Annotated in this window: 26 protein-coding genes; 3 read left to right on the forward strand and 23 right to left on the reverse strand. The window is 30.9% G+C overall.

All coding sequences use genetic code 11. The annotated features are described in order from the left end of the window. Positions 1 to 17: 17 nt before the first annotated feature. The 3 genes from CLOCEL_RS21525 to udp are packed head-to-tail and all read right to left on the reverse strand — an operon-like array spanning position 18 to position 2678. Positions 18 to 683, reverse strand: a complete 666-nt coding sequence (locus tag CLOCEL_RS21525) for a YczE/YyaS/YitT family protein (protein WP_010074328.1) — start codon at positions 681 to 683, stop codon at positions 18 to 20. 23 nt (positions 684 to 706) lie between these two features. After that, positions 707 to 1897, reverse strand: coding sequence for a phosphopentomutase (locus CLOCEL_RS21530; protein WP_010074329.1), 1191 nt, complete (start codon positions 1895 to 1897; stop codon positions 707 to 709). Position 1898: 1 nt separating this feature from the next. After that, positions 1899 to 2678 (reverse strand): uridine phosphorylase, encoded by a 780-nt coding sequence (gene udp / locus CLOCEL_RS21535; RefSeq protein ID WP_010074330.1) that lies wholly within the window; start codon positions 2676 to 2678, stop codon positions 1899 to 1901. A 411-nt stretch (positions 2679 to 3089) separates the two neighbouring features. On the opposite strand from udp, the gene CLOCEL_RS21540 reads away from it, so the two are divergent. Further along, positions 3090 to 3824, forward strand: a complete 735-nt coding sequence (locus CLOCEL_RS21540; protein WP_010074331.1) for a GntR family transcriptional regulator — start codon at positions 3090 to 3092, stop codon at positions 3822 to 3824. Positions 3825 to 4005: 181 nt separating this feature from the next. On the opposite strand, the gene CLOCEL_RS21545 is transcribed toward CLOCEL_RS21540, so the two are convergent. The 8 genes from CLOCEL_RS21545 to CLOCEL_RS21580 all read right to left on the reverse strand — a co-directional run bounded on the left by CLOCEL_RS21545 (position 4006) and on the right by CLOCEL_RS21580 (position 12634). Further along, positions 4006 to 4554, reverse strand: a complete 549-nt coding sequence (locus CLOCEL_RS21545; RefSeq protein WP_010074332.1) for a DUF6144 family protein — start codon at positions 4552 to 4554, stop codon at positions 4006 to 4008. A gap of 93 nt (positions 4555 to 4647) precedes the next feature. Continuing rightward, positions 4648 to 5484 carry an AraC family transcriptional regulator gene (locus tag CLOCEL_RS21550; protein WP_013291979.1) on the reverse strand — a complete coding sequence of 279 codons (837 nt, stop codon included), beginning with the start codon at positions 5482 to 5484 and terminating at the stop codon, positions 4648 to 4650. A 141-nt stretch (positions 5485 to 5625) separates the two neighbouring features. Next, on the reverse strand, positions 5626 to 6615 hold the full coding sequence (locus CLOCEL_RS21555; protein WP_010074334.1) for a phosphotransferase enzyme family protein: 990 nt from the start codon (positions 6613 to 6615) through the stop codon (positions 5626 to 5628). Positions 6616 to 6891: 276 nt separating this feature from the next. After that, positions 6892 to 7563, reverse strand: coding sequence for a YczE/YyaS/YitT family protein (locus CLOCEL_RS21560; RefSeq protein ID WP_010074335.1), 672 nt, complete (start codon positions 7561 to 7563; stop codon positions 6892 to 6894). 418 nt (positions 7564 to 7981) lie between these two features. Beyond that, positions 7982 to 10024 carry an ABC transporter permease gene (locus CLOCEL_RS21565; RefSeq protein ID WP_010074336.1) on the reverse strand — a complete coding sequence of 681 codons (2043 nt, stop codon included), beginning with the start codon at positions 10022 to 10024 and terminating at the stop codon, positions 7982 to 7984. Further along, a complete protein-coding gene (locus CLOCEL_RS21570) occupies positions 10014 to 10781 on the reverse strand; it encodes an ABC transporter ATP-binding protein (RefSeq protein WP_029169186.1) in 768 nt (255 codons plus the stop codon). Before CLOCEL_RS21570 ends, CLOCEL_RS21565 begins: the two co-directional genes overlap by 11 nt. A 168-nt stretch (positions 10782 to 10949) precedes the next feature. Continuing rightward, positions 10950 to 11969 carry a sensor histidine kinase gene (locus tag CLOCEL_RS21575; RefSeq protein ID WP_010074338.1) on the reverse strand — a complete coding sequence of 340 codons (1020 nt, stop codon included), beginning with the start codon at positions 11967 to 11969 and terminating at the stop codon, positions 10950 to 10952. Then, positions 11966 to 12634: a response regulator transcription factor gene (locus CLOCEL_RS21580; RefSeq protein WP_013291980.1), complete on the reverse strand. Its 669-nt coding sequence runs from the start codon at positions 12632 to 12634 to the stop codon at positions 11966 to 11968. Before CLOCEL_RS21580 ends, CLOCEL_RS21575 begins: the two co-directional genes overlap by 4 nt. 405 nt (positions 12635 to 13039) lie before the next feature. On the opposite strand from CLOCEL_RS21580, the gene CLOCEL_RS21585 reads away from it, so the two are divergent. Then, a complete protein-coding gene (locus tag CLOCEL_RS21585; protein ID WP_010074340.1) occupies positions 13040 to 13492 on the forward strand; it encodes a hypothetical protein in 453 nt (150 codons plus the stop codon). 165 nt (positions 13493 to 13657) lie between these two features. Here CLOCEL_RS21585 and CLOCEL_RS21590 read toward each other — a convergent pair whose 3' ends face one another. The 3 genes from CLOCEL_RS21590 to CLOCEL_RS21600 all read right to left on the reverse strand — a co-directional run bounded on the left by CLOCEL_RS21590 (position 13658) and on the right by CLOCEL_RS21600 (position 15942). Next, entirely contained in the window at positions 13658 to 14116 is a 459-nt protein-coding gene (locus tag CLOCEL_RS21590; RefSeq protein ID WP_010074341.1) for a GNAT family N-acetyltransferase, read from the reverse strand. A 100-nt stretch (positions 14117 to 14216) separates the two neighbouring features. Next, positions 14217 to 15089, reverse strand: a complete 873-nt coding sequence (locus CLOCEL_RS21595; protein ID WP_010074342.1) for an AraC family transcriptional regulator — start codon at positions 15087 to 15089, stop codon at positions 14217 to 14219. A 79-nt stretch (positions 15090 to 15168) separates the two neighbouring features. Then, complete coding sequence (locus CLOCEL_RS21600; protein WP_010074343.1) at positions 15169 to 15942, reverse strand: MBL fold metallo-hydrolase; 774 nt, start codon at positions 15940 to 15942, stop codon at positions 15169 to 15171. Between the two features lie 849 nt (positions 15943 to 16791). On the opposite strand from CLOCEL_RS21600, the gene CLOCEL_RS21605 reads away from it, so the two are divergent. Next, positions 16792 to 17634, forward strand: coding sequence for a class I SAM-dependent methyltransferase (locus tag CLOCEL_RS21605; protein WP_010074344.1), 843 nt, complete (start codon positions 16792 to 16794; stop codon positions 17632 to 17634). Between the two features lie 125 nt (positions 17635 to 17759). Here CLOCEL_RS21605 and rlmH read toward each other — a convergent pair whose 3' ends face one another. From rlmH to CLOCEL_RS21650, 9 genes are all read right to left on the reverse strand, one after another. Then, a complete protein-coding gene (gene rlmH / locus CLOCEL_RS21610; protein ID WP_010074345.1) occupies positions 17760 to 18239 on the reverse strand; it encodes a 23S rRNA (pseudouridine(1915)-N(3))-methyltransferase RlmH in 480 nt (159 codons plus the stop codon). Positions 18240 to 18310: 71 nt separating this feature from the next. Further along, the gene (locus tag CLOCEL_RS21615; protein WP_010074346.1) at positions 18311 to 18874 is read right to left on the reverse strand and encodes a hypothetical protein; all 564 of its coding nucleotides are present in this window, start codon (positions 18872 to 18874) and stop codon (positions 18311 to 18313) included. A 374-nt stretch (positions 18875 to 19248) separates the two neighbouring features. Next, complete coding sequence (locus CLOCEL_RS21620) at positions 19249 to 19869, reverse strand: lactate utilization protein (protein ID WP_013291983.1); 621 nt, start codon at positions 19867 to 19869, stop codon at positions 19249 to 19251. Between the two features lie 151 nt (positions 19870 to 20020). Next, positions 20021 to 21058: an adenosine deaminase gene (gene add / locus CLOCEL_RS21625; RefSeq protein WP_010074348.1), complete on the reverse strand. Its 1038-nt coding sequence runs from the start codon at positions 21056 to 21058 to the stop codon at positions 20021 to 20023. Between the two features lie 242 nt (positions 21059 to 21300). Continuing rightward, positions 21301 to 21804: an SEC-C metal-binding domain-containing protein gene (locus CLOCEL_RS21630; RefSeq protein ID WP_010074349.1), complete on the reverse strand. Its 504-nt coding sequence runs from the start codon at positions 21802 to 21804 to the stop codon at positions 21301 to 21303. Positions 21805 to 21870: 66 nt separating this feature from the next. Continuing rightward, entirely contained in the window at positions 21871 to 22446 is a 576-nt protein-coding gene (locus tag CLOCEL_RS21635; RefSeq protein WP_010074350.1) for a GerMN domain-containing protein, read from the reverse strand. A 14-nt stretch (positions 22447 to 22460) separates the two neighbouring features. Further along, entirely contained in the window at positions 22461 to 23243 is a 783-nt protein-coding gene (locus CLOCEL_RS21640; protein WP_010074351.1) for an MBL fold metallo-hydrolase, read from the reverse strand. Beyond that, positions 23244 to 24506 (reverse strand): UDP-N-acetylglucosamine 1-carboxyvinyltransferase, encoded by a 1263-nt coding sequence (locus CLOCEL_RS21645; protein WP_010074352.1) that lies wholly within the window; start codon positions 24504 to 24506, stop codon positions 23244 to 23246. 350 nt (positions 24507 to 24856) lie between these two features. Continuing rightward, positions 24857 to 25258 carry a hypothetical protein gene (locus CLOCEL_RS21650; RefSeq protein WP_010074353.1) on the reverse strand — a complete coding sequence of 134 codons (402 nt, stop codon included), beginning with the start codon at positions 25256 to 25258 and terminating at the stop codon, positions 24857 to 24859. Positions 25259 to 25470 lie beyond the last annotated feature (212 nt).

A 25470-nucleotide genomic window follows, 5' to 3' on the forward strand; every position in this document is an offset into this window, starting at 1 on the left:
CCCTTAACTAATCATATTTAACTACTTAAATTCAACTTTTTAAGAATAGTTTTATTAAACAACTCTGATACCTTCTGTATAGTTGGTCCAGCTATAAAAGCTGCAATAACCGTAACAACTCCTATTTTCCCTCCAAAGGTAAATCCCAGTACTAGCGATATAACATCGCAGATTATTTTTGCCACTTTATATTCTCTCTTTATCTTATCTCTGATAACCATAACTACACCTGTAACTGGGTCCATTCCAATATTAGCTGATATAAAAATACCAACACCTAGGAATAGCATTGAACATCCTAAGAAAGCGGTTAATATTCTTCCGCTCAAGTCATTGGATATATTCATAACTTCATGTAGTTTAAATCCTAAACTTATAAAGTTACCCATAGGTACTGCATAAATAAATGTCCCTATGTTTATATACTTCCTACCAAATATAAATACTATCGCAAGAAGAATAAGATTTACTAAATTTGTTACTAACCCAAGCTTTTCTGGTTGGAACCCAAGTATATTACGAACCCCATCATATAAAACTGCAATAGGGTCATTTCCTAACATTCCTGCTGAATTAAACGCTAGTCCAAAACCTACTAATGAAACGCCAACTAATGCTATTATTACTTTCATAAAAAAAGCTGTATATGATTTATCCTTAGTTTTTTGAATTATGTTGTCCATTCGAACACCTTTCCTGTCATTTGTTAAATTAGTTTTGGTAATACTGATTCACCAATTGTATCCTTAGGCATTTCTAATTGAAAATTAGCAGCTATAGTAGCTCCAATAGCAGCAAAGCTATCACTTGTTTCTATTAAACCATTTCCACTCATAGCTGGTGAATATGCTAAGAAAGGAACTAATTCTCTTGTATGGTCAGACCCTATATAAGTTGGATCATTTCCATGATCTGCAGTAATTATTAATAAATCATCTTCTTTTAATTTCTCTAATACCTTACCTAAATTAACATCAAACTTTTCTAGTTCTTCTGCATAACCAACTGGGTTTCTTCTATGTCCCCATAATGCATCGAAATCAACTAAGTTAACAAAACACAATCCGTTGAAATCCTTATCCATTATCTCTAATGTTTGCTCCATACCATGAACAGAGCTCTTAGACTTATGTGCTTCTGTTATACCTTCTCTATCAAATATATCATTTATCTTTCCAACAGATATTACATCAAAACCATTATCCTTTAATGTATTTAGGGCTGTCTGTCCAAATGGTTTTAAGGCATAATCATGTCTATTACTTGTACGGCTAAATTCTCCCTTTTTCGCTCCTATATATGGTCTTGCAATTATTCTTCCAACCTTCCATTCATCTTTAAAGGTTAATTGTCTTGCAATTTCACAACAACGATAAAGTTCCTCTAATCCAAAGGTTTCTTCATGACCACAAATTTGTAATACGGAATCTGCTGAAGTATATACTATCATATCTCCAGTCTTCATTTGGTGCTCACCAAACTCATCTAAGATTTCAGTACCACTAGCACTCTTATTACCTACGATATTGTGGCCAGTTTTTATTTTTAGCTCCTCTAAAAGTTCATCTGGGAATCCTGTATCTGTGAATGTTTTAAATGGAGTTTCTATTTTTAGACCCATCATTTCCCAATGACCAGTCATTGTATCCTTACCTATACTTGCTTCTCTCATTTTCATGAAATATCCTAAAGGCTTTTCAACTGGCTCTACATTCCTTATTGAATGTAGATTAGCCAACCCTAGCTTTTGCAAGTTAGGAATCTTAAAACTTTCAACTGATTCTGCTATATGGCCTAGGGTATCTACCCCTACATCACCATATTCTTTTGAATCCTTCATTTCTCCAACGCCAAGAGAGTCTATTACTATTGTAAAAATTCTTTTATACTTTTTCATATTAGTTTCTCTCCTTATCAGATTTTATTAAGTTTCTAATTCCTTGTATTGCAACTTCTATTGCTGTTTCAGTATCATGCACCTGTATATTTTCTAATCCTGATTTTTCACGTTCTTGATTAGCAACTACCAAAAATACCGAACCAACTCTTACTCTTAAATAACTACCTACTACAAACAAAGCAGCTGATTCCATTTCAGATGCAAGAGTTCCACATCTTAACCATGCATTCCACTTATCCATTAATTCATAACTAACAGGTTTTGTTTCTGGAGAGTGTTGACCATAAAATGAATCTTTACATTGTACTACTCCCACATGATGTGTTTTGTCTAGTTCCTTACAAGCTTGCACTAATGAGTTTGCTACATCGAAATTTGCTACTGCAGGGAATTCAATCGGTGCATATTCTTTACTTGTACCTTCCATCCTAATAGCTCCAGTAGCTACAACTACATCTCCGCCCTTAACATTTATCTCCATTCCACCACAAGTACCTACTCTAATAAAAGTATACGCTCCACACTTCACTAATTCTTCCAATGCTATAGCAGCTGATGGTCCGCCTATACCTGTTGATGTAACACTTACCTTAACACCATCTAGATATCCAGTGTATGTAACATATTCTCTACTATCTGCAATTAACTGTGGATTTTCAAAGTGTGCCGCTATTTTTTCGCACCTTTTCGGATCGCCTGGAAGTATAACGTATTTGCCAACTTCCCCTTCTCCAACGTTAATATGATATTGCTTACCTGAACCTTGTGAATAGATCATATTTATCCCTCCATAATTATTATTTATATAAACCGTTTTTGCTATACGCTTACAATTATCTCTATAAAACTAACTATATTTTTAACTTGTCTACTAACTTGTATTTTTGTCTATACAGCAAGTGTAGCATGTCTACTTATACCCGTCAAGTTCTTTTATATTTACTTTAAAACCATAAAATATCTTTATAATTTATAGATATCTATAGACGCTAGTTTATGATAGAATATAAATAAAATCATAGTTTATAGCACTGTTATCATATACACAACATGGCTGTTCTCAGTGCTTCATTGTACAACTGTAAAACTATAGCTATAATTATTATTAACATATTTTTATTGAAATTTTGTGATTTTATAAATATACTTGTCTAGACAAATTCATATTCGGCAGAAAGGTGTTATTTTAATGGACGACTTTAGTATTGTTGGGAAGGAAAAGGAATTAAAATTCGTAACCGTCTATAATCAACTTTTTAAAATGATAAATGAAGGTACTTTTCCTGAAGGAATCAGATTGCCATCAGAACCAGAGTTATCAAAATCACTTGGTGTTAGTAGATCAACTTTAAGGCAAGCACTTGCACTATTACAGGATGATGGAATAGTTAAGAATATTAGAGGAAAAGGAAATTTTATAATAAAGTCTCACTCCGATAAGCCACTGGGCTTAGAGACGATTGGGCATCCAGTATATAGGTGCTCAACCGATTCAATTGATGAAGTTAAAATGAAACTGCGTATAGAACCTTCCACGGACTACTTTAATCAGGCTTTAGGGAAAAAAACTGCTGCTGTTGTACTAATAGATAGGTGGTATAAGTCAAAAGGGATTTCTGCGGCTTATTCTTTCACCTTGTTCCCAATTGAAACTATTTCAAAATTTAATATAGACTTGAACGATTATGATAAAGTTCTACAATTTATAGAAAAGGATTTGTATGAACTATGCAATAATATCATAGTTGAAATAAAGTATTCAACCTCTGGGAATTTTACAGCAAAGGAATCACCAATTTCATCGGAAAATCAATTTTACTTGATACAAGAGACTATGTATATAGATACGGAGTTTCCTATAGCCTCTAACAAGCATTATTTACCACTAAGCTCAAGCTCTATTAAGTTCCATCAGAAAAAATAAAAGAGCACCTAACTGAACTGCCCCCTGTCTCCTTTACATGGGCAGTTCAAACAAGTGCGCTTCTTTATCTCATATCCATGACTCTTATACGCCATTTTCTTTATGATCTTTTGAAATTCTTCTCTTTTATAATATTCATCACCTTTCAAAGGTGATGTTCTTTTAAAATATTATCTGTTTTCTATTTCCATATACTCTCTTGTGGGATTATCTTCATAAGACATCTTTCATTTCCCATTTTTATACTTTTTAATAACTCTACATCAACTTTACACTGAAAAGATTTTTCAAATAGCACTTTGCTATAACCAGTAGTACATTGGCACCATGCATCAGACTCAAGTCTATCTACTTCTGTCAACATTGGGCATGGACAAAAATTAAATTGTAAATAAAGACTTCCATTTTCATAGAATAAACCTGCATCTTTTGCCTTCTGCAAATTTCGAAATTCCTCTAAGTTTGATGATAATTCCATTAGTTCTTTCACTAGTTCTAACTTTTCATCCATTCCATATCCACACTGACACTTCATTCTAATCTTCTTAGTAGTTGCACTATCAAATTTACTTTCTAATCTCTTCATCGTAGAATTTACCCAGGTAGCATTATTCTCAGACTTACCACTTTCTGATTTTCCATATACAACTTCTCTTGCAATATCTTCATTACTCTCATTTTTTATAGCTTCATAAATAACATTCTCTTGAATTTTTCTTATATCAAACATAAAACTCCCCTTTTCTTCACTTTATTTAGTGATCTCTTTATCTCTATTTCTATGATAAAAGAAGTTTTACTATTTTACTTCTGAATTCTTGCTCTATTTAATAGCAATACATAAATCCATAACAACATAATTATTTTTTCTGTCAATATCATGATAGATTCCCAAACCATATCTTTCATCCATCTTATATCCGCTGCGTGGGAGCCAAATATTAAAAATCCCCTGGAATGTTACGAAAATATCCTGTACATATCCATTAAAATGATAGACTGCAAACTTACCACCTTTTATCGTTATAATATTTTCTAACTCCACGTCTTCATAAGTAGTAATACATAAATCATATATACATTTATCTAACTGAGTAATAGACGGATCATTATAAGATTTTTCAATCAAAAGGGTATCTGATTTAATATAAGTTTTGTATCGTTCCATGAAACTGTACCAGTTAACCCCTATCTCTCTATAGTCTCCAATATACCTTTCATAGATTACTTTGAAATCATCCAACCTTCGCATAACAATCTTCTCATCATAATGCTCAAAAGACTTAAACGTATTATGCTCACTAGGACAAAATGGATTAGCAATCTCAGTTGAATTTATAGCCTTTTTAAATTCAATCGGAGAAATTCTGTGTTGTTTGCTAAAAGCTGAACTATAATTCGAAGAGCTGTATCCATAATTAAGTCCAATATCAGTAATGGTTTTATCTTTTTCAACCTTAAGACTTACTGCACTCTGATCTATTTTTATACGTTTGATAAAAGAATAAACGCTTACTCCTGTTTCTTCTTTAAATATCCTACTAAAATGATATTTTGAAAAGTTACAGTGATTAGCAACATCTTCAATGGAGATATCTTCATCTATATGCTGTAAAATATACTCAATACTTTTATTTATCAAAGATTTTTTAATTATTATTTTAACTCACTCCCATAAGAAATCTTATATAAATACAATTCCAATCAAGTAAAATTATAGCAAAACAAACCCTTCTTTTAAACAATATATGAAAAAACAAAGTCCGTAACAGAAGTTGCTACGGACTTTCTGGATAGTTAACTATAATAATTTAGTATAATCAATTTCTATGAAAGGAACCTTATTCTCTATTCGTTCTTTTCTTCCTTTCATAAAATTCATACTCCACTCATCTAAATCATTTAAATTTCTACTTCTTACTATGGCAATATAAAGAATTATCTCTCTAAGCTTAACAAACAATGATATCTGTTTTAACCAAAAGGAATCTAACATCTTATTCTCACAATATCCCTTTAAGAAATGTTTTGCACTCAACTGAGATCCCTGAATATCTAGTTCACCTCTCCAAGTTAAACTCTCATAAAACAATTGAATTGCTATATCATTGATAAACCAACAATAACTTGATTCATCAAAATCAAATAATGTAATCTTATCATCATCAACATGGTAATTGCAAGCTACCATATCTCCATGTATTAATCCATAAGAATTATTGTCTTTAGGTAATTTATTAATTTGCTGTATTAACTCATTTAACGTATCAATAATTTTTGAATGTCCCTTAGGTAAATATTCACTAGCCCTAGAGAGAAAATTATTTTCAGCCCATTGAAATCTTCTACAATTACTAATCGGTGTATACTTCATTGATAAAGTATGTATTTTTGCAGTTAGTTTACCAAGTCGTTCAACATTATGAGTACTCCACGGATATTGTCCTATCCCTTTACCAATGGCTTCTTCAAAAGCTACAACAAAAAAAGCATTGTTTTCAGATGTAACTGTTTCTATTAGTATCTCATTTCTAGAAAATATAGGCTTAGCAACTAATATACCATTACTTGATAGATATTCGATCCACTCCAATTCAGCTTGAATAAGTTGTTTATTTCTATGAGATTCATGAGTTATTCTAATAAATGTTGTTCGCCCATGTACATTAACTCTAAATACATAGTTTTGATGATTCCCTATCAACATTATATCATTATCTTTTACACAATATCTTTGAATTGATTCTGAAATTATTTCTTTTGTAAACTTGCTCTTCAACTTTTCTTCCATTATTAACCTCCATAAATTTAATCTGGTTAGATAATGAAATTTCTCACTCTTCTGCAATACATATTAAATTGCTTAGTCATTTATTTCCCCTCCTGTCAACGTGAAGTTAATTATTATATATAGCATTTTTAGGGTATTCTACTCTTTTTATAATTAAATACTAATATTATAGCAACATTTTCTACCTTCTGGAACAGTAATTTTTATTTACTTTATATATTTACTTCTATTTATTTAATTTTTAGAGATTTGCCAAGAACAATGATTTCATCACAGTTATGCTACAATCTCATCAATTAACTCATCAGAATCATTAAATACTAATTTCTTAAGTCGTGGTGCACAAGGTTTTGAAATTATACCTATGACTTTACCAGTTAGCAGTGCTGAAATGATAGTTCCTTCCCTTATCGTAGATATATTACCTATAAACACCAATGATAAAATTATGGCTAGAATTACAGAAGTACAGTCAAACAAAATCTTGACCTTACCAAAATCAGTTTTAGTTTTATCACTTATGGCAAGTACAAGTCCATCTGGTGCATTTGGCACAATATCCATGGTTATAAACATTACAACTCCTATTGATACAATACCAATGCTTGTGCTCATTAATAATACCTGTATAAAATAATTGCTTGCTTCTATACCTTTCAATAAACCACTGGCAAAATCTACAAAAAACCCAAATGGGAAACTAAAAAGTATTTGCAATAAGCTTTTCAGTTTAAATTTTTTTCGTAAAATAAGAGCCTGTGCTAGGACATAAAAAGCATAGACTCCAATAGTCACTGTTCCAAGACTAACCCCTATAATATTGCTTATAGCTAAAGGAAAAGCTGAAACAGGTGATACTCCCAGATTTGATTTTATAGCAAGATTTATTCCTATAGCCAGGAGAAATAAACCTGCAAAATAAATAGTAATACGTAATATGTATTTCAACTCCGAGTCCCTCCTTATTAAATAATTTTATTTAACTACCTGTACATCATGAAATTGATTAATTTAGTTACAAATTTATTCATTATTGTTGTATATAATCTTCTTGGCACAAATAAAAAAAGAAGCCTCTGCTTCCCCTAAATTAATTATACCATAAACAAAGATTTACTTTCGTGGTGTTTCTTATAAATACCATGCACCTAAGTTGTAAAAATTTTAAATATATCACTTGTATTTAGATATACTAGAACTAATAACTTGTCTCTAAAAAGTTTTCTTAAATTAAGCTTATCGAATAAAACTAATATATTAAGAAAGCTTAGTATTAGTGCACCAAACTTTCTTAATATAAGCTACAAGCTTTTTTTGCAAATAATAAATATCTTGATTTTTATCTCATCTACAACAAAGCCTCACTCTATTTACTTTCAACATTCCTCTTAAATGAGTAATAAGTAGCTACAAAATAACATACATAAATAACTATAATCAATATTAAGGATATACTTATATTAAACATAAAAGCCTTATCTCCAATATATATATCAATTAATGTCCTGCTTGCAGATGCAAAGGCATAAAAAAATATATAGAAACCAAAGACTGCTATAATAATTGGTAGTGTAAAGTATAGGGATATTTGCTTTAAAATTAATCTACCTGTATCTTTATCATCTATACCTAGTTTTCTTAGAGTGTCAAATCTCCCCTTATGCTGTATAGAGTCTGATAGTTGCTGCAACGCAAGTACTGTTAAGCTTATCATCAGTAACACAGTGCCACCATATATTCCAAGAATCCTCATACCTAAAGTAACATTTAATATTTCATTAGTCTCTGCTGCCTTTAATCTGATTGTTAAAGGATTATTCTTCTTCTCACTAAGCATATTCCCATAGTTTTTTATAAACCAGTTTGGTATAAGTTCTGTTTCAACTTTCACTAATTTATCGTTGCTAATCTTCATGGCTGTATTAGCATAAAAATCCTTAGCTGCTAAACCCAAGTTTTCGCACCATTTATCAGGTATAACTACAAGTCCACCTTCATAAGTATTATAAATATATTCTCCAATAGAATCTTTGTAGTATGGATTTGAACTAAGCTTCAACTCCTTATCTTTTATTTTCAGAGTTGAATTTTCACTTACATGCTCGTCAATAAATTTATCATCTACAAGCTTTAACCATTGAGTTGTGAATTCATCATCCTCAAGCCTCACTTCATCATATCCAAGCATTTCTCTTAAATGATTATAATCACTTAATCCTATAGCAAATAGCGGCATATTTTTTTTATCTGTATCATATAGCTTTTTATCATAAATATAGTATTGCTCCACTTCACAATAATCCTTAAAATTATAGTTTTCACTGTCTAAAAATTCTACTAATCCACTATAATCAATTTTGGATATATTCTCTGTTTTGCTCATAATATTTAACCTACTTGCTACAACTGTATCAAAAGGAATTCTATTGTCTAAGTAGCCTAAACTCCACTGTGATAATAGAAGTGTCAAAGTAAAGCATAGTGCAGCACCTAAGAAAGTTATAGAAATTGTGGCCATTAACATGGGAGCTGTCTTTATTTTTGAAACCACTGCTCCTATTAAAAAGAGATTTGTGTACTCATACTTAAACTTTATCCATCTTTCTTTAATTAAAATTAATACATATGCCAAGGAATAGAATAATGCATAAGTTCCACCAATAAAGCCTGTTACCGCAAGGCCAGCATATGTAATCTCATTTCCCTGCTTTAACTGGACATTTTCTATTACCCGCAAAATCCTATAGACAGAATATCCACAAAGTATATAAAGCAAAATAGCTATAATAAATACACTAATGTATATTATCTTACCTCTCTTAAACTGAAATTCAGTCTTCTTTTCATCATTCAGCATATGAATCAATTTAGTCTTACTTAAAGTTCTTATATTTATAAGCCCAATTATGCAAAACATTGCAGTAAAAAATAACAAAGTTATTGCCACAGTGTCTATATAAAGCTTAAAGGAAAATATAATCTTTTGATTTGCAGTCATAAGAATTAAAGCAGTAACCATCTGGGAAAACAAAGTTCCAAGAAATATTCCAAAAACTATGGAAACTATACCCATTACCAAGGTTTCAATAAAAAACATGAGGGCTACATTTCTTTGTGGAATACCTAGTAATATATAAGTTGCAAACTCTTTTTTGCGTCTCTTCATCATATATTTATTTACATAACCTATAAGCAAAATAAGCAATCCTGTTATGATATATGTAGTGTACTTTATCATGATTTTAAGGTATTTAAAATTATAGGTATCTTCTGTTATCAACTCGTAATGTGAGCTTGATAATGACATAAAGGCATAAAACAGGCTTACACATATAATTAGTGTAACAAAATAAATTACATAATCCTTAATAGAGCGTCGTGCATTGCTTAAAGCCAACTTAGCGTACATCTCTCATGTCACCCCCAAGCAGTGCTACCACATCCAGAATCTGATTAAAAAATTGCTTTCTGGTATTTTGTCCCTTTATAAGTTCTGTAAATATCTTTCCATCTTTAATAAATAAAATTCTGTCACAGTAGCTTGCAGTAAAGGAATCGTGGGTTACCATTAGAATAGTTGCCCCTAAATCCTTATTTAAGTGCGAAATCATTTCTATAAGCATTTGAGCTGATCTTGAATCCAATGCACCAGTTGGTTCATCAGCTAAAATAAGTTTTGGATTTGTAATTAACGCTCTGGCACAGGCACATCTCTGCTTCTGCCCACCAGAAACCTCATAAGGATATTTATTAAGAATATCCGCTATCCCTAACTCTGAAGCTACAGCCTTTACTTTGTTGTCTATATCCTGCTTTTTATGCCTGTTGATTGTTAATGCTAAGGCTATATTCTCATGAATTGTCAAAGTATCTATCAAATTAAAATCCTGAAATATAAAACCTAGGTTCTCTCTTCTAAACTTGGCAATATCTTTTTGATTTATTGATGTTAAATCCTTCCCATCAATATAAATATGTCCTGAGCTTACCTCATCAATGGTAGATATAGTATTTAGTAAAGTTGTCTTACCAGAACCAGAAGGTCCCATAACCCCTACAAATTCTCCCTTAACTACCTGAAAACTTATGTCATCAATGGCCTTTACCACATTCCCCTTATTTCCATAATACTTTTCTATACTTTTTATATCTAATATCTTATCCAACATCCTCACCTCAGTTATATTGTACACAATTTCTTCTCTGCTTGATTCTATTAAACCTTACTTTTAAGTTACAACTTTGTCACTTTAAATATGTTGAAAGCATAAAATCAGATTTTAAATTCGCTTATATTACTTATAGGATTAAAGAACTTGAACTGCAAAAAGAGCCTATATGGCTCCATCTCTGCAAAAGTTACCTTTAGGAAAAGTAATTATTATTTTCGTATATAAATTCTCTTTTGAATCTACTGCTATTAACAAGCCCAACTTATTACAAAGCTTTTTACATAAATACAAGCCTATTCCCGTAGACTTGTGACTTTTCCGTCCTTTACTTCCTGTAAAACCCTTGTCAAATACACGCCCAACCTCACTGTCAGGTATTCCTATTCCGTTATCTTTAATAATAAGTTGAACTCCACCTTTGATATCTCTTGTATAAATCTTAACTATTGGTAGCTGAGCTTTTCTATACTTTACTGCATTAACTATTATCTGATTAATTATAAACTCCAACCACTTACTATCACAGTATACACCTTTATCAAGGTCTGTTAAGTCTATATCTATATTATTAAGAATAAACATCTGTTTATTTCTGATAATCACATTATTGACACACTGTTCCAATGAAATTTCTTTTATTAGATAGTCCTTTTGAGTTTCCTCACTTCTGGCGTAAAATAAAGCTTGTTCAACATATCTATCTATATTTTCAAGTTCCTCTAATACAGCTCTTGATGTACTTGTTTTATTATTTTCTTCTATGAGTTTAATAGCGGATATAGGCGTCTTTACTTCATGTATCCATTGCTCAATATACTCCTTATATTCCTTACGGGAAGTCTTGGCTTTATTCACTTCTTCAAGCATGGACTTGCCAGATTTCTTAATTAAATCGTAATATGGAACTGCATCTATAAATGGAGGCTTATCAATTATTTCTCCCATCAGATATTTCTTGTCCAGTTTTTCTACAGTTTTTAAAATATTCTCGTAAAATACTTTCCTTTTTCTATATTCATAAATTAAAAAGGTTATATATACTAAACTCCACGTTACTACAACAGTAATTATAGTATCAAAGGTATTTCCCACACTAAAAAGAAAAATACTTATTGTGATTAATGCTATAACATTTAATAAAATAACTTTTATCCTATCTTTTAAATATTCTCCAGAACTCATACTATATACCCTTGGCCTCTTTTAGTTTTTATAAATTCTTTAACTCCAATATCCTCAAACTTATTCCTTAACCTTGTTATATTTACTGTAAGAGTATTGTCATTTACAAACAAAGCACTATCCCACAAATATTCCATAATGTCCACTCTTGTTACTATCCTTCCTTTATTAATCAGCAGGTAATGAAGTATTTTAAGTTCATTTTTAGTAAGCTCTATTTCTTTATCCTCATATTCAACTTTGCTAGACAGTATGTTTAACTTAATTCCGTTATATTCTATAAATTCTCCTGCATTTTCGTTAGGATATGACCTCTTTAGGAGTGAATTTATTCTAGCCAAAAGAATTTGAGCATTATATGGTTTTGTAATAAAGTCATCCCCACCTAATGTTATACTCATAAGTTCATCAACATTTGTATCTCTGCTTGTGATAAATATAATTGGTACTGTTGAAAAACTACGTATTTGTGTGCATATTTTAAATCCATCATCATAGGGAAGATTAATATCCAACAGAACTAAATGAGGGTTAGTTTCCTTCACAGTCCTAGGTATTTTTTCAAAGTCTATAGTTTTTATAACATGATAACCACTGCGAGTTAATAGATTCCCTATTTCATTCTGAAGTTGCTCATTATCTTCTACAATCATAATACTAAACATAATTATCCTTAGCGAGAGAACTTAAATAAACCACCAAACTCTCACTAAAACTCACCTCTTTTCATAAATTCTTCTATGTTAAAAAGCTATTCTAGTATAATGCTTTCATTAACTCTAGTTCCAACTGATTTACCTAAACAATTGCTAAAATCAATCACCATTGTCAAATCCTTTAATTAATATTTTTCATATTTCCAAATATAGCTCGCATTATAAATGATAAAGTATTTTCATTTATAAAACTAGCCCTAACAGAATTTTATGCTATTCCATTCCTTTAATGTATAAATTTTCGAATATCATTATACTCTTATGTTATAATTAATTTATTAAATTGATTTAAAATTTTGAAATAATGATTTAATTATATATCCTATCTTTACTGGCGAAAAAAGGAGAATTTCTATGGTACATTTAGTATATTGTGATGACAAAGAAAAGGTATTAGAAAAAATATTAGATACTTCTAAAACAATGATTATTAGAGCTGCTACTGGAAGAAAGATTCCTCATAGTAGAGTATTCGTTGGTGAGAAACTTTACTTCATGAAAAAAGGTACTGCAAAAATCTCAGCAACTGCCACTGTGAAATCAGTTGAAAATTTTGTTAAGTTATCAGAAGATGAAATAGTAAAGGTACTTGCCGATAACCAAGAAAAACTAAACTTATCTAAAAAACAACAAGAACGTTGGCATAAGAAATGTATGTGCTTGGTAGAATTTGAGAACGTCACCGAAATAGAACCTCTTGACTTCGACCGTCAAGGCAACATGGATGATTGGCTTATTATCGAAAGGATAGAAGATGTGGTTATTGGTACAAGCATCCCATATAATTATGACAAATCAAAATTTTAGCTTATAACTAGTTTAAAGAAATACTATAGAATATGATGAACAGTTATGTTATCTGGCCTTCTAAAAAAGAGGTCTTAGACTTACAGCCATTCCTCTTTTTTCTATATCAACATACTTATAAATAATCTTAAACTTATACATATTACAAAGGCAAGATGTTGCTCACTACCTTTTTAAAATGAGTATTTGATTAGGATAATCAAACTCTTCTACTAAAGCATCTTCAACAAAGCCAAATTTATTGTATAACCTCCTTGGGGCTATTCCTTTTGTGTCCCCCTCTCTAAAGGTTGTAACTGAAATATCCACATCCGTTGGAAATAATTCAAGCATTTTTCTAACCAATGCAGATGCTATTCCTTCTCTGCGATGATTAGGATGTACAGCCATCCAAGAAAGACATCTCAAATTATAAGAAAATATCAACGCTCCAATAATCCCATCTTCAGACTTTATGCAAAGTGCAGTCTTCCTATTTATGTTTTTTATAACAGTTTGCTTATAACTATTTAGCTGTTCTGTGGTTTCTAAACCTGGAAATTCATCTTTAACAATTCCAATCATGTTCATCCAAGGATTTATATCTTGTAACTCTGCAAAATAAACAACAAATTTGTTTCCCATTTTATTCACCTCCTTAATCTTCTATATACACAAATATTCTGTATGTGCCAATGACATTCTTTTACCACATATGTAACTAAATTTTCTTTTTTCTATATTCTTATGGTGAATATCCCACACGCTTTCGAAACATTCTACCAAAGTGAGTTATATCATTAAATCCCACCCTATATGCTATCTCTGAGATAGGCAAATCAGTATCTCTTAATATTATAGCGGCCATCTTTACTCTTAATCTAATTAAATACTCCATGGTAGACATACCAGTAGCCTTGGTGAATTCATCTGTCAATGTTGTCCTGTTAACATGAAACTTTTCTGTTAATTCCTCAATAGAAATTTTTCTTTCATAATGGGTATGTAAATATAAAATAATCTCATTGATTTGATTATTCTCACATGAAAGTTTTTTTACTTCATGTTCAGTTAAATCTTCCGTACCTGTATATATGTATTGAAGAAAAAATAGAATCTCTAAAAGAAAAGACCTACTGCGACATCTCCAAAAATCATTATTTAATGATTTTAATTCTTCCTGTAAAGAGTCAATCACTTTTGCTATTTGTCTAGCAGTTGCAGGACCTATTTCAATCTGTCGAATACTACTCTCTTCTTCATGAATAAATGGTAACAAAGAACAATAATCTCGGTATTCTGATTCAGAAATCTCTTCTTCTAAGCTTTTCATCCTCTCCAAGGTTAAAACATTATTGACTACAGTAGGACTAAAATAAACTGCCCTTCCACTTAAGTTATTGCACTGGTCTAACTTAATTCTATCATTGGCATTGACGCAAAAAATTGTCGGAGCTGAAACTACAATAGTATTTTCATTAACCCTTATAATGCCTGCCCCTTTTTCAACAAGAATTAATCTAAACATCATATGGTTTTCTGAAGAAAATGGTTCCTTAATTTCAATATATATTGGTAACTTTGTTTCTCTATTAACATCTACAGTGAATAATTCCATAATTAAAAACTCCAATCATGTAGAATTTACTTATTATATTCTACATGATTGGAAACCAACCTTTATTTTGATAAGTATTTTACTTATCAAAATTTAAAATAACTATTCTTTTCTCTTTTGATTTTGCTATTTCTGATTTATTAAAAGTGAATATATCTTCCTTAACTACTTTCCAGCCATCTATATTTTCTATAAAGCTATCGACTATTGATAATTCTCCAAAATCCGGACTAAGTACTTCTGTTTTATAATGCATTGGTATAACAACTTTAGGATTTAATTGATTAACAACCTTAGCAGCAGTCTCTCCATCTATTGTGTATAATCCTCCTACTGGAATCATTAATATATCTACTTTTTCAATGCTTTCAACTTGCTCCTTTGTTAATTCATGTCCTAAATCACCTAAGTGACATACATTTACTCCATCAATTTTATATGTATATACTGTATTTTCACCTCTTTGTGATCCACCTTCTGTATCATGATATGTTTTTGTTCCTTTAATTTTTATACCCTCGACTTTAAATTTACCTCTTTCTCTTATAGCTGTAAAATTGCTTTTAACAGCTTCTAAATAATTATGATCAAAATGATCATGACTAACTGAAACTATTTGAGCATATAGATCTTGAACCTTATAGCCAATACCGTCACCAAAAGGATCTGTTACGATTTTAATTCCTTTCTCACTAGTAATGGTAAAACAAGAATGACCATTCCATTTAATAGAAGCACCCTTTCTTTCTGAACTATTGCTAAGATCTCCTGCAAATACTACTGCGCTCATCATACAAAAGGTTAATATAAAGCTTAGAACCCATACATACTTTTCTTTATGATTTATTTTCATCTTAATCCCTCCATTTATTTATTATTTTGTAGCTACTTTATATTTTAATTCTACTAATTACTAACCTTTCAAAACATAGAGAATCTGCAATGATTATCTGCATATTATCAATTTATCGAGTCATCTTGTACCTCTAATGGCATTCTTTCATCTTGTTTTTCACTTTAACAAGCTAACTATAACAATTTATTTTTCTACTAAATTAAAAGCCCTTACACAAATTATTTAGGTAAGAGTTTTATTGTTATAATCGTATTGCTAATATCTAAAATACTTTCAACCATATTTAAAAGGAAACTCCTACTCTCTCCGTTCCTAGGAGTAAGTTCGCCTAACCAAATCAAAGATTTGGAGGCTTACTTATGGTACGGTTCACCGTAACATCAGCAAGTGCGAAAGGTTTATATTATTTCAATAATGATCTAAACGTCATACCTGTCATTAATCCCTATTTGAATAATATTGAAATTATGGTATAATGTAATTGATTCAGTAAAAAAGACAATGATAGAGACAGTAAACCTTTTTGAAAAATCACAGCGAGCTAGGAATAGTGGAAGCCTGGTATTGATTAGATTATGTTGAATATCCCTCTGGAGTTTCAGGCCGAATTTTATGTAGGTACTGACGGTTTTCTACCGTTAATAGGAACACATATGTTGGTATGTAGTATTGGGTGGTATAACGAAATTTAAGCTTTCGTCCTGTTATAGGGACGAGAGCTTTTCTTTTTTTGTACCACAAAAATCAAAAGTTGACTACAGGAGGTGGTAACTATGGTTGATGGTGACATTAGCGATATTTGTAATAAAGACACTGCAAGATTTTATTATACGAGGAGAGATGAATATGAAGTATAACGCGGAAATTCCAAGAGCCCGCTATGACAAATTTGGAAATAGAGAGTGGGAACGACTAGAAAAGGATAGATTAGGAGAACTATTATATCATGTACATCTTGATATATTAAAACGCTATATCTCCAGTTCGGATCAAGTTATTGAACTAGGTGCAGGTGCAGGTGCAGGAAGATTCACGAAAGATATTGTGAATATGTCCAAGTCCTTAGTTACGTCTGATTTATCCCCTGTTCAGATTGAAATTAATAAAAGAAAAATGGAAGAACTGGGATTAGTTGATAAAGTTCAGGACTTCAAAATTTTGGACATATCCAATTTGGAAGGCATCCCAGATAATACTTATGATGTTGCTGTTTGTATTGGCGGACCTATTAACTATTTGTTCGATAAGGAAGAGAGTGCTATAAATGAAATGCTGAGAGTACTTAAATCCCAAGGCAAGTTGATTCTTGGATCCCTGTCATTAGTAGGTGCATTGACGTACTATCTTGATGGGGTAATATATGAAAAAGGTATGTTCGGAATTGATGCCACTGAATGGATATTTACCACTGGGATACAAGATGAAGAGCATTACCCCGTAGAAAATAAGCATTATGTACACATGATGACAAGCAAGGATCTGGATGCTTTGTTCCAGGGAAAACCGGTAAAAATACTGGAAAAGAGTTCTGCGGGTTTGTTTATGCATTCACAAGAAGAAACTTTAACCAGAGCTAAACAGGATAGTGAATTTTGGGAACTCCTGATAAGAAAAGAGATTGAGTTTACTAAATTACCAGGGACATTAGACTGCGGGATGAACATTATTTATGTAGTGGAAAAGCTATAGGTATTTTATAATTTTTATACTGGAATGTTCTGTATAAACCGCTGCTTTATCAGTTAATTTACTTTCCAAGTATCAACAAACAGCCCAGAAGCATTGATCCGTATTGCTTCTGGGCTTTCTCTCTGTTACTTATGGTACGGTTCCCCATTAATAATCCTAAACCCTCTATAAATCTGCTCCAACAAGATAACCCTAAAAAGTTGGTGAGGAAAAGTCATCTTAGAAATACACAGCTTATGATCTGCTCTTCTTAAAACCTCATCACTAATCCCTAAACTACCACCGATAATAAAAGCAATATCACTATTACCTCTAACCCCTGCATCCTTAATAAAAGTTCCAAATTCTTCAGAGGACAACATTTTACCCTTCAAATCCATAGCTACCACAAGCATATTATCCTTAATGTGCTTTAATATAGCCTCTCCTTCTTTATTCTTTATCAAAATTTCTTCCTTTTCAGAAGCATTGTCAGGAGTTTTTTCATCATTTACTTCAATTATATCTAATTTACAGTATCTACTTAACCGTTTTGAATACTCACTTATAGCTTCCTTTAAGTACTTTTCCTTTAACTTTCCTACTGTTACTAATGTTATCTTCATTTTCAAACTCCCTCTTGTTATTTCTGATAAAAAAATAACTCCAGGCATCACTCTATCCTGGAATTAAATAATTAACCATATATTCTTCCATCAATTACTTGTGATGGATTTATATAATTACTATATTCACAAAGCATCCCTTCAAAAATTATCTCTAAAGAAGGTATATTTAACAAATCCATAGGTTCTACAAAATTCAATGGCTTATCAAACTTATATATATCAGTTTTATATAAAAGATATGCTATCATCTCAGAACAAAAGAATTTTCCCTCATTTTCATATTCTCTATTAATAAGCCTAAACAAAATCCCCATAATATTATAATCTATATTGCCTGTATATAGCTTTAACAGTTCATAGCTTATTGCGTCATATTGTTTATCTGTAACTGGTAATCTCGCCACCATCATAGGACAATTAGGACATTTATTAAACACACCTTGACCAAATTCCTCTTTCTTAAATACACCTATAAATGGATTTCTATTGTACTTTCTTGACATACTAAACATACTGTCTAAATTTATGTCCAGTGAAATAGAGGAATGACTATATGCTTTACCCGTATATATCTTAATTGCCCTTGAAAATATAGTATTTGTACCAGTAAGAACTATAAATATATCCTTCATCTATTTCCCCTTTCCGTTGATAAAAGCTTTGTATATCATTCTTTACTTGTCCTATATTTATCGAACAGGTTTATATTTTCTTATACTTATTTTTTATATTATATCATGTTCTAATTTTATAATCGATATGATAGCTATTCTATTTATAAAGAATTTATAAATAGAATAGCTATCATACAGAAAATATTTTTAAATAATAAAATCTCAGCTCTACTCTAAATATATTTATATAAAAATCACAACTACTAATTATATAAACTCTATTGTTGAAGATACAGGAAAAGACTATGGACATATTGAAAAATGACAATATGTCCATAGCCTCATATTTATTGAAACATATATAATAAGTTTCTAATAATTACTTCTTTATACTAATATCCTAGCTTTTTATCTAGGAAAATAACATGAAGTCTTTGATTATCTCCTTGTCTCCCTATTACTGTATAATCATTACATATCCTATCCTTTGAACTACAACTCATGCATTTTTCAGTCTTTACACATGGTGTCATTCGGTCCAATCTTTTTGAGTTTAATGGAGCTGCTACTTCTCGGACTCTTTTTATCGCTTCATCCATATCTGCAACTATCTTATTTGTGCCTGTTATCACTATCACTTTTTTAGGTCCAAATATCATAGCTGCGACTCTATTTCCATTTCCATCTACATTGTAAAGTTGACCTTCTTCTGTGATAGCATTGGTACTTGTAAAGTAAGCATCTGCGAAAAAAGCTTCTCTATAAATTTTCCCTACTTCTTCTCTTGATAATCCATCCTTATATCTATCTAAAAACTTATATCGACCTTGACGTAAGTAATCTATTATCCCTGTTTCAAACAAAGTCATAGAACCACCTACAGATACAGTTGCTCCATCAGCTACTATTTCTTCTATCTTATCTATAAGTTCTTTTTCATCTTTAACTAAATATCCGTTCATGTTATTTTTTTTAAGATTTTTTATAACTTTTTCAACTCTATTTTCCATCATTCCACCCCAATATTACATTTAATATAACTTCTAGTTACTAAAGAGTTATTATTAAAAATCACCCCTGTAAATAACTCCACCAGAGAATACTTTAAAAAGCTTTTTTCCATATGTTCATTACAAATATACCATAAATTTATCTATGCATAAACTAATTAAGCTCTGACATAATGTTCTTAGCTTTAAATACTTGCTCTCTTAATTGTTTTTTTAGTTCTTCACTGCAAAATGCAACATCAATACCGTTCTCTATTAGTTTTTGCATCTCATTTGCGTTAAGATTCAACTGTTCCATCAACATGTTATATTCTTCTGATAATGTCACTCTTGATACTGTTCTGTTATCCGTGCTTAACGTTACCTTTATCCCCTTCCTTAGATAATCTAATATAGGATGGCTCTTATAATTATCTACTGCATTAGTATCCACATTACTAGTAGGGCACATTTCCAGTGGTATCTGATTATCTATAAGAAACTTTATAACTTCTGGATTTTTATATGCATGAATTCCATGTCCGATTCTCCTTGCCTTTAACAACTTAACAGACTTTACAATATTTTCTTCATTCCCCGTTTCTCCTGCATGAACAGTTATATGTAGTCCTTTCTTCTCAGCTTCTACAAAAGCATCAATAAATAACTCTGGACCATAGTCTTGTTCATTTCCAGCTAAGTCCACACCAACAACACCAAAACTTTTATGCTTAGCTGCTAATTCTATTACTTTCCTAGAACGTTCTATCCCTTCATGTCTCATAGCGCACAAGATAATACCATAACTTACATTATACTTTTGCTTTCCTTCTTCAGCACCAGTAATGACAGCCTCAATAATTTCATCTTCCGTAAGATCTCTCGCTGTGTGATTAAGAGGTGCAAATCTAATTTCTATATACATAACTCCATCTATACTAGCATCTTCAATAAGCTCAAAGGCAATTCTTTTTATATTCTCTTTACTCTGTAAAACTTCTATAGCATAAGAAAACTTCTCTAAATACTTCTTCAGGGAATTACATGGTTCAATAAGCTGAACCATAGTTGCAAATTCTTTAATTGATATGTTCTTAGATATCAAACCTTGATCTTTACACAACTCAAACATTGTTTCGACTCTAATGCTCCCATCTAAATGACAATGAAGTTCTACCTTGGGAATCTTCTTTATCTTATCTAATCTATTCATTATTATCACCCCTTTGTCTTTTCATAATAAGTTTTTCATTAACTATAATATATAAACTCTACAATTTCAACCTCTTCTAAAATATAAATATATAGGCTCCAGCAAAGAATCCTCATAATTTATATTATCAATATTTTTATAGATCTATGACATAAATTCAATAGTATAATCTATATAATAGAAAAAGCATCAATACTATAACTATATACAGTATTGATGCTTTTAAATTTTTCTTATCTATTTTATGCAGTTTTACCGCAACATTTCTTATATTTTTTGCCACTACCGCATGGGCATTGGTCATTTCTACCAACTTTATTTTCATTAACGATAGTTTTTGATTTCTTCCAAGTTTCATGTATTTCTTTTCTCTTTTCTTCTGAGAAAATACCATCCCATTGTGGAAGAGTAAATAAATACTGAGCCTTAGCATCTAACATATTGAAAAATAATTTTTCATAATCTACTTCTAAAACAATTTCTGTATCAACTTCAACTTCTTCTAATTCTAGTGGAGCAACTAAACTTTCATTTATTCCATCAACAAAACCCATGAAGAAAATATTATCAACTTCATATTCTTTTGCTAATTCTTCAACTGAACCTTTTATCTCTTTTTTATGTTGTGCTAGAAGCTTTGAGTAGATCTTAGTTTCTATTTTACTATATTCATCCCAGAAAGCTGCTTCGCCTTTTTGCTTAACATAGTCTATCACCATGTCTGTCCATTGTTTGTATAAAGCCATTTTAATCAATTCTCCTTTATTTCTCTTAATATTTGTTTATAAGATAATTCTAATTTTAGAATTCCACTATTTTATTGTAACTGTCTGAATATCTGTTGGTGTTAATGGTTTTGTTATATCTACAGTTCCACCAAAGGTAGTTTGGTTTGTAGCGGGAATTAAAATTTTAACACTATTAATGCTCTTTATTTGCATTAATGATTGTACTATGGCTTTAACTATTACTGCTTCTTTATTCTTATCTTTTATTATATTTTCTGAATTACTATTAAAGTCGAAACTAACATAAGCAATACCATCTTTAATAGATACACTTATTATTTTTGTATCTTTAGAAAGTATCCCTTTTAGATTACCTGTTAAATCTGCACCTTTAATTAACTCTTCTAAAATTGCCCTCGCTAAAAGCTCATCCTCTTTTATATATCTAGTTTCTTTAGATATGCTTGGTGAACCTTCACTACTAGTACTATCAAAATATGCATCTATTTCGATTACACTAGTTTGTGACTCTTCTGCTTCTGCAATAGTAGACTTTTTTATTTGCTCTGATTGCTTTTGATTTACATCTTTTTTTGCGCAACCTGTAAAGCTAATCGCCGCAGTAATCACTAATATCCCAACTACCCTAACAAACCTCATAATCATATACCCCTTTATATATCTATATAGTTACTCGGCATATCTCGTTTTGCTAGTGTAAGAAATATATCCTTATTCACATCAACATTTTCATCAATTAAAATATTTTTAACTGTTTCATATGCTAGATCTGGATAATTATTATTGTTACTCAAATGGCCGAGTATTATATGCTTTTGTTTATGATCCATTATATCTAATATGGCTCTTCCACAATCATCATTTGATAAATGTCCTACATTACTTAATATTCTTTTCTTAAGCATATAAGGATATGGTCCAAACTTAACCATCTCAACATCATGATTGCTTTCTATAAGTACAATATCGCTATCCTTTATAGTATTCTTAATTTCCGAAGAAAAATGTCCTATATCAGTTACTATAGCTACTTTTTTATTTCCACTTTGTACTGTAAAGCCTGAAGATGCTACTGCATCATGAGGTGTATCAAATCTAGTTATAAGTAAATCCTTGATTTCTTTTTGCTTATCAATTATGACTTTGTTTTCATCCTTTAGCTTCCCTAAAGAACTTTCAAGCTTTCCCCATGTCAATTCATTAGCAAATATAGGTATGTTATATTTCCTTGATAATACTCCAACACCTTTAATATGGTCTGTATGTTCATGAGTTATAAATATACCTGCAATGTCTCGAGGATTTTCCTCTATATCTATTAAAGCCTTCTCTATATATTTCCCTGAAAGTCCTGCATCAACTAATATTTTTCCGTGTTCATTTCCTATAAAAATACTGTTACCACTACTACCACTATATAATGAACAAAACTTCATTTACTCACCTACTGAAATTCTTCTTATGTTACCACCAAGTTTATTGAATTTATTCTCAATATTTGGATAACCTCTGTCTATGTGCCCAATATCAGTAACTATAGTTTCGCCTTCAGCCATAAGTCCAGCAATAATCATAGCAGCACCTGCCCTAAGGTCATTTGCAACTACAGTAGCACCAGTTAACCTTTCTACCCCATCAACGATTGCAACTCTTCCTTCTACTTTAATGTTTGCGCCCATTTTCTTTAATTCATCTATGAATTTAAATCGGCTCTCCCATATACTTTCGTGAACGACGCTTCTCCCTTTTGCAACGGATAAAAGTGTAGTCATTGGCTGCTGAACATCTGTCGGAAATCCTGGATAAGGAAGAGTTTTTACATTAACCCCTTTTAAGTTTCCATTTGTTCTTACTGTTACAGAATCATCATTTTCTTCAACTTCAACGCCCATTTCTATAAGTTTAGCAGTGATAGATTCTAAATGTTTAGGAATTACATTGTTTAGTGTAACTTCTCCACCACAAGCAGCAGCTGCAATCATAAAAGTTCCAGCTTCTATTTGATCTGGAATAACACTATAATCACATCCGCTTAATTCTTTAACACCTAGAATTTTTATCACATCTGTTCCAGCACCTTTAATTTTTGCACCCATAGAATTTAAAAAGTTAGCAACATCTACTACATGAGGTTCCTTTGCTGCATTCTCAAGAGTAGTTTCTCCTTCCGCAAGAGCAGCTGCTAACATTACATTTATAGTCGCTCCAACACTTACAACATCTAAATATATATTAGCTCCGATTAACCTATCTGCAGTAACCTCTGCAATACCATGTTTTATATCTACCTTTGCACCTAATGCTTCAAATCCTTTAATGTGTTGATCTATAGGTCTAACTCCTATGTGACAACCACCTGGAAGCTCAACTTTTACTTTTTTAAATCTTCCTAGTAACGCTCCTATAAGATAATAAGAACCTCTCATCTTCCTCATTTCTTCAATAAGAGCTTCTGTTGTGGTAAGCTCTGTACTATCAACATGAAAAGCATTTCCTTTTCGTTCAACCTTGGCACCTATACTTTTCATTATTGTTTCCATACAACTTATATCTTCAATATCAGGTACATTATCTATAACACATACATTTTTGCTTGCCATCAATGCAGCTGGTAATATTGCAACAGCAGCATTCTTAGCTCCAGTAATATCAACTGCTCCACGCAATGGGTTACCCCCAGTTACTACAAGTCTCTCCATCCTTAATCCATCCTTAATTACTATATTTAAACAAAGCTATTTCCCATTTATTACCAATATCGCACATTCCATTATACTCTTTTTTTAAATTTTTACTATGGAATTTTTAATTTTTAGGCCTTTTTTTATCTCAGTGCCATGAATTATTAAAAATACTTTGCATGAGAAGTCCATTATATCCATAATAATCTTATACTATTTTAACACTAAAGTTATAAAAAGAAAACTGGGTTTTTCAAGATATACCTTATTGTTCTGTTATTAAGGAATTAATTTTTGAGATTTATAATTTTTGTAAGGTTATATATATCTACATTATTGTTTAAAACTATAGTTTAGTTACCTTATTTTTAATCATAGAAAGACTTTATGAACCCATCTTGATAATTGGATATGCTATATAATCTTTTATTTATTACACAAAGGTTATCCCCTCTAAAAGTTATTACCAACTCACTCCCATTGTGTCTATACAGTATCAAGATATACGTCCAAGTTTTTGTATAAGTATTTGGTGGTATGTCAAATTCAAAGTTTGATATATATTCGTTAATTTTTTTCAGTTTATCTTTATCTATAATAGTAATAATACTATCCTCAGCCTCATCAATTATCTCAAGTTTCTCTAATTCGTTATATTCTATATCTCCTTTAAGTTTATCTGGTTTACTACATGAAATAATAATACTAACACTATAAAGTAACATTATAAGCATTAATATTATTACCGAGATGGTATTTATCTTCTTCATGTTTTATATCCTAAAACGCACTCTATAAGATTTACCCAGCATTTTAAGATAACACTTGCCCCCTTGCATTAATCATATTGATTTCTGTTAACTTTTACGTTCCTTCTTTGAAATTCTTCATATTTTATTAATTTACTTGGTACTTTGTCATAAATATAACTTTTAGGTATTGGTATTCTTGCTTATTCTACCATATAGTGGTTATTATGTAA

The organism is Clostridium cellulovorans 743B, assembly GCF_000145275.1.
Taxonomy (GTDB): Bacteria; Bacillota; Clostridia; order Clostridiales; family Clostridiaceae; genus Clostridium_K; species Clostridium_K cellulovorans.